Source organism: Methanocalculus alkaliphilus (assembly GCF_024170505.1).
In the GTDB taxonomy this organism is placed as follows: domain Archaea; phylum Halobacteriota; class Methanomicrobia; order Methanomicrobiales; family Methanocorpusculaceae; genus Methanocalculus; species Methanocalculus alkaliphilus.
In genome coordinates this window covers 1-1,069 of the sequence record NZ_JALJYG010000037.1, presented here as the reverse complement: position 1 = coordinate 1,069, position 1,069 = coordinate 1, and the positions used below count along the sequence as shown (strand labels likewise).

General features: G+C 55.4%; 1 rRNA gene. It reads left to right on the top strand.

From position 1 onward, the window contains the following. Window positions 1-4: 4 nt before the first annotated feature. Window positions 5-1,069 (top strand): 16S ribosomal RNA (locus J2T58_RS11060); the annotation flags it as partial.

Below are 1,069 nucleotides of genomic sequence, written 5' to 3'. Positions count from 1 at the left end.
TAACATTCTGGTTGATCCTGCCAGAGGCTATTGCTATCAGGGTTTGACTAAGCCATGCGAGTCGAGAGGTGAAAGACCTCGGCATACTGCTCAGTAACACGTGGATAATCTGCCCTCAGATGAGGAATAATCCCGGGAAACTGGGGCTAATGCCTCATAGGAGACGGGTGCTGGAATGCTCTGTCTCTGAAAGGTCCGCCGTCTGAGGATGAGTCTGCGTCCGATTAGGTTGTTGTTGGGGTAACGGCCCACCAAGCCATTGATCGGTACGGGTTGTGGGAGCAAGAGCCCGGAGATGGATTCTGAGACATGAATCCAGGCCCTACGGGGCGCAGCAGGCGCGAAAACTTTACAATGCGAGCAATCGTGATAAGGAAACCCTGAGTGCCTGTCAATGCAGGCTGTTCTGGTGTTTAGTCCGCACCAGGAGAAAGGGCGGGGCAAGACCGGTGCCAGCCGCCGCGGTAATACCGGCTGCTCGAGTGATAGCCACTTTTACTGGGCTTAAAGCGTTCGTAGCTTGGTCGTTAAGTCTCTGGGGAAATCTTCTGGCTTAACCAGAAGGCGTCTCAGAGAAACTGGCGACCTTGGGACCGGGAGAGGTAAGACGTACTTCGGGGGTAGGAGTGAAATCTTGTAATCCCCGAGGGACGACCGATGGCGAAGGCATCTTACCAGAACGGCTCCGACAGTGAGGGACGAAAGCTGGGGGAGCAAACCGGATTAGATACCCGGGTAGTCCCAGCCGTAAACGATGTGCGTTAGGTGTGTCAGTGACCACGAGTCACTGAGGTGCCGAAGGGAAACCGTGAAACGCACCGCCTGGGAAGTACGGTCGCAAGGCTGAAACTTAAAGGAATTGGCGGGGGAGCACCACAACGGGTGGAGCCTGCGGTTTAATTGGATTCAACGCCGGACAACTCACCGGATACGACAGCGGAATGATAGCCGGGCTGAAGACTCTGCTTGACCAGCTGAGAGGAGGTGCATGGCCGTCGTCAGTTCGTACTGTGAAGCATCCTGTTAAGTCAGGCAACGAGCGAGACCCACGCCAACAGTTGCCAGCATG